The organism is Leptolyngbya sp. FACHB-36 (genome assembly GCF_014695955.1).
GTDB lineage: Bacteria > Cyanobacteriota > Cyanobacteriia > Leptolyngbyales > Leptolyngbyaceae > FACHB-36.
Genome location: NZ_JACJPG010000164.1, coordinates 1 through 5,039, shown reverse-complemented (window position 1 = coordinate 5,039; position 5,039 = coordinate 1). Strand labels below are relative to the sequence as shown.

The following is a 5,039-nucleotide window of genomic DNA, read 5'->3' as shown; positions in this document are numbered from 1 at the left end:
CCGCGAGTATTTTACGGTTACTCTACTGGAGCTGCCACCAATACCCTAGACCGATACTGATAAATTTACAGACCGGAAAGTGAAGTTAACATTGCCGTTTTCTGCAAGGTACAGTTCTAGTTTATGAAATCAAGGCGGCGCAAAAATCTCTTGTGAACCGATGCTATTACAAGCATGATTACTTCAGTTCACACCACGACCTACATAAGTCGATCGCGGGGTCAATTAACACGATCTGTTATTCCATCAGGCGGTATGAACAAGACCTTTAATCCGTCAACTTAGGAGATTTCTACTATGCAACTTCAAGAACAAACTGCGCAATCGTGCCTTTGGGTTGCTGATGTCGCTCAATATGCTGATTGAATTTGGCGATGCATTTGACTTTACTGGTGCAGATTTTTGGGGTTGGTGCCAGCAAGCAGGTTTTAGACGCTACGAAGTTCTGCATCTGGCAGGACCTTGTAGTGCAGTCATTGCATATAAGTAGTTAGTCAATTAAGGTAATCACTGTAATCCATTAGGCAGGTAATCGTTGTGTGAACACATTTCTATTGATCGGATTGCTATTGGTAGGATGCTGGTTGGTTCTGAGATGGCATCGTCTCCAGCAAGCGTTGCGATGGTGGTATCGACAGCACGTTTTACGGCTGGTTGATGAAGCGGAAGCTGTTCGGAATGGCGTTCTGCAAGACGCATTTACGCTTCGCCGCACGTTGGAGTTATCCTCAGCGCAGCAAGCAGCGGTCGAGTTATGCTCTATCCCCATCGCCACCGCAGACGGAGAATTTTTGCTAACAACCTTGGAAGCATTGCATCACTCCTTGCAGCGATTTAGTGATTTTCTGTCGCCGCCCTATCTGGAAGATAACTTTCCGCTGGCGATCGATCATTTACTCAAATCCCATCAGCAGCAGCACCTCCACGTCGCTCTAGATCTCTCTATGCCCGAACAATGGCAGCCCGATGCATATGAACAAAGCCGCATTGTATGGATAGCGATCGATGAATTTCTCCGGCTTGCCCTCACTCAACGTCCTTCAGCGCGATCGATTTCAGCCTGTCTGACTCAAGAGACCCATGCGCATCGATTAGTCGTTAAAGTCTTGTATTCACAAAGACCGCACGATGAGATCGTAGAGCTATCTCACCTCAGGCGATCGGCGCAATTTTTAACCGCTGGAACTTGTGCTTATCACCAAGAGTGTGAAGCTTTGATCTGGTCAATGTGCTGGTCATAGCTTAAATTTTATAATCTGATTTCAGTGTTGGGAGAACCGATATGGTGAGCTTGAAATTTGTAGTCGTTGACGATCATGAGGCAGTGTTGAATGGAACGGTTGCCGTGCTGCGTCAGCACTATCCAGAAGTTGAGATTTCGGTCGCGCAATCCGCACAACACGCACTACAACAGATTGAAAGCGTCTCTCCGGACCTAGTAGTGATGGATTTAGCGATTCCGGATGGGAGTGGTGCAACAGCGCGTCCCGATGTGGGAATTCAACTGCTTAAAACATTATTAAAGAAATATCCTAGCCTGCATGTTGTGGTGCAAAGTGCTCATGTGCGATCGCTCGTTCGTCTAAAGCCTGAAATCGGCTTGCATGAAGGAGGTTTTGCCATTGTCGATAAAAGCCTCCCGATGAAGGACATGGTGACGCGGGTTGATTGGGCGCTGCAAGGGCTACTGTATACTCCCAAGGAAATGCGAACCGGATTAGAAATTAAACCCGAATGGTTAGAAGTGCTGCAATTAGCCTTTCAGGAAGGATTGCAGGATAAAGCGATCGCTGAACGGATGAACGTTTCTGAACGCTCAGTTCGGCACTACTGGTCTAAGATTCAGGACGCACTCGAAGTGTATCCAGACGCCGGAAAAAATATTCGAATTCAAACGGAAATGCGATCGCGCCAAGAAGGATTGATCGACTAGGACGCGATGATGACCCAGGGATGGCAAAAACTTAGGGCAGAACTTTCCCTTTGGCGCGTTGGCGCAATACCCGGATTGACGGTCATTACAGGGGTTGTCGTCCTGCGCTTTTTTGGTTTTTTACAGCCATTAGAGTTAATGGTATTCGATGGATTTTTGCGATCGCGCCCTGCAGAACCCATCGACGAACGCATTGTCATTGTTGGAATCACAGATGATGATATTCATCGAATTGGCACCTATCCCATTCCTGATCGCGATCTTTCTACCATTATCCAACGGGTTCAGAGCTATCAGCCCAATGTGATTGGACTCGATTTCTTGCGGGATGTGTCGGTTCCACCGGGACGGGACGCATTGCTGAAAGCATTGCAGTCTCCTAATTTAATCGCGATCGAGAAGGCACTTCCCGAACAAGGTGGATTTAGTGTTGCAGCTCCCCCCAGCTTGCCTGCAGAACGAATTGGCTTTTCTGATGTCTTACCAGACCGAGATGGGCGAGTGCGGCGTTGGCTGCTCGGTGCATCCACTCCGAAAAAGCAATATCGATTTTCGCTCGCTTTGCAATTAGCGCGATCGTATCTGTCTGACCAAGGACTCAGTTTAGAAAACGGCGTGCGCGATCGCGCAGCGATGCGCTTTAGTCAGACTGAGCTAACGCGATTCCAGCCAAACTTCGGCAGCTATGTCGGCGAGGATGCAGGGGGCAATCAAATCCTGTTACATCCTCGCGCGGGACGTAACCCGTTTCGTCGTGTCTCTTGGCAAGATATTCAATCGGGGAGCGTCAATCCTGACTGGATTCGAGGGCGCATTGTTCTAATTGGGTTGACGGCAGTTAGCGTCAAGTATGATGTTGTCAACTCGAATGCGATTCCCAGCCCAATCGCGGGACTAGTCAATGGTGTGGAAATGCACGCTCACGCGACGAGTCAAATTTTGAGCGCTGCGCTGGACGATCGCCCCTTGCTGCACGTATGGTCAGACGAATGGGAATATAGTTGGATTATCGCTTGGGGGCTGGTGGGGATTGGGTTAGGACGATTTGCTCGATCGCCCAGTCGAATTTTATTTGGGGTTGCAGCAGCCTGTTTGGGATTAATTGGAAGCGCGTTTGGAGCAATATTGATTGGATGGTGGATTCCATTGGTTCCCGCCGCAATGGTTCTCGTGCTGAATGGAGCGGGACTCGCAGCGGCAACGTTCTACCGCTACGAGCAAAACCTACGGGAACGCTTACGCGATCGCCAAGCGGTGATCGATCATATGTTTACGACGATTCATAACGGACCGCTACAAACGCTTGCAAAAATGCTGCGTGAAGTACAGATGCAGGATGACTCGTCGCAGCAGCGAGCGTTGTTGCCAGAGTTGCAGCACCTTAACCAAGAACTGCGTACGGTCTACGAAGTCATCCAGCGAGAAGCGTTAGAACAAGAAACCAGCCTTCAGCTTGATTCCAATGCAGCACTCGATCTGCAAGCGCCACTGCATACGATCTTGTATGAAGTCTATCTGCGAACGATGGAACGAGAATTACCTTATTTCCAAACGATTCGGACCCGGATTGTCAAATTTGAACCGATGAGCGATCGCGGTCTTAGTCTATCGCTCAAGCGCAGCCTTTGCCGATTTCTGGAAGAGGCATTGTGCAATGTTGGCAAGTACGCGATCAACACGACTCGCATTACCGTCATTTGTGCTGAGGAAAACGGCAAGCAAGTGATTCGCGTGGTGGACAACGGAAAGACACACAATGATGAGCAATCCCACTCTGCCGGAATGGGCACCCAACAGGCAAAGACTCTAGCACGACAGTTGCGGGGCACGTTCCAGCGGTTGCCTAATGAACCTACAGGAATGCGGTGTGAATTAAGTTGGGTAGTGCGCAAATTTTGGTTTTAGGAATTTGCTAGGGCTTCAGCCATCAGGGACTATTTGTACACAGAACTGAAGAGTGTATGGATACAAGAGGATCCATTCTGTCGCCTTACAGATGGCAGCGATTGCAAGCGACCAAACAGCAGGCAGAAGCGGAGGAAGCCTGGGGAAAGCAGTAATACGAATTTGTAATTCGTGATTCGTAATTACGAATTGGTAAGGCGTTGGTTCCACAGCCAATTCAGTGCTCAAGTGGGCATCCTCAGAAGAGGCGATCGCGTAGAACTCGTCGCAGCCAGGTACAAACCCATGAAAACTCTGCACTGTCATCAGAGCCAACTGTCACAGGCAACGGACCAGACATTACGATCACAAGCACGAGCAGCCGATCGACAGGCAACAGCACACTTTTTTCCTGGTTGCCACTTGGCTAGAAGCACGAGCAAGCGGAGCCAGCAAGGCATCCAAGCGTTGGGCTTACTGCTAGCAGCGTTATGCACACAAGGTGTTTTGCTGCTACCCGGACTTGCTCACCCCTCGAACAACGCATTGCAAGCAGCCTATCGCGCTGCCATTCAGGATGCCGCGTTTGTCGAGCTGGAAGAAGATGTCAATACGCTCATTCCGATTACACCGGACAATCCTCTCTTGGTGTGGAATTCAACCAAAACGCACGTCTTAGTCGTAACTTGGAAAAGCCAAAGCGTTTATGAGCGTTATCTCAAGCCCAACACGCAAAGTTCAAAACGAGAAGACCAACTTCTCTGGGTCACAGTTGCACCACAGGTCCAAGCTTTCTGTCAACGCTATCTGCAACAGCATCCGCAGGCTACCGAGGCCGATTTAACGCTTCGCTTAAAGCAATACCTGGGTCTGAATCCCAGTTGGGAGTACGATCGGTTTGTTGAACTCTGGGTGAGTCCCCATGATCTCTTTCGACCCTGTGTGAACCCAGACATTACGCAGCGATACTGCCCCCTGAATTTTGTCGGTGTCCCGCCGAAAGTGACTGGTCACACTCCGGGTGCTGGCATTCAAGACTATCAATCGTTCTATCAAACGTTGTACTTCAGAAGCATTCGGGCGGCACTCCAACCCTGGACCGGACTGGGTTATACCTATGATTGGGGTAGCCCTATTAGCCATGTCGGTGCAAGTGAGTTTATTTTAGTGCCCGGAGCCACCTATGCTGTGAAACAAGCGACACCGACGCTACAGTATTGTC

4 protein-coding genes and 1 pseudogene are annotated in these 5,039 nt (G+C 49.5%); all 5 read left to right on the top strand.

The features are described 5' to 3' along the window. Positions 1-334: 334 nt before the first annotated feature. Positions 335-490: pseudogene (locus tag H6F43_RS22965) on the top strand (methyltransferase); the annotation flags it as partial. Between the two features lie 94 nt (positions 491-584). Next, a complete protein-coding gene (locus tag H6F43_RS02490; protein WP_190340427.1) occupies positions 585-1,241 on the top strand; it encodes a hypothetical protein in 657 nt (218 codons plus the stop codon). Positions 1,242-1,282: 41 nt separating this feature from the next. After that, on the top strand, positions 1,283-1,933 hold the full coding sequence (locus H6F43_RS02485) for a response regulator transcription factor (RefSeq protein ID WP_190340426.1): 651 nt from the start codon (positions 1,283-1,285) through the stop codon (positions 1,931-1,933). Between the two features lie 9 nt (positions 1,934-1,942). Then, entirely contained in the window at positions 1,943-3,838 is a 1,896-nt protein-coding gene (locus H6F43_RS02480; RefSeq protein ID WP_190340425.1) for a CHASE2 domain-containing protein, read from the top strand. Positions 3,839-4,123: 285 nt separating this feature from the next. After that, the coding region (locus tag H6F43_RS02475; RefSeq protein WP_190340424.1) for a hypothetical protein at positions 4,124-5,039 on the top strand (916 nt) is incomplete at its 3' end.

What these genes read in the sequence shown, in the direction of transcription:
- H6F43_RS02480 (WP_190340425.1), top strand. Translation starts at nt 1,943, where the DNA reads ATGACCCAGGGATGGCAAAAACTTAGGGCAGAACTTTCCCTTTGGCGC.
- H6F43_RS02485 (WP_190340426.1), top strand. Translation starts at nt 1,283, where the DNA reads ATGGTGAGCTTGAAATTTGTAGTCGTTGACGATCATGAGGCAGTGTTG.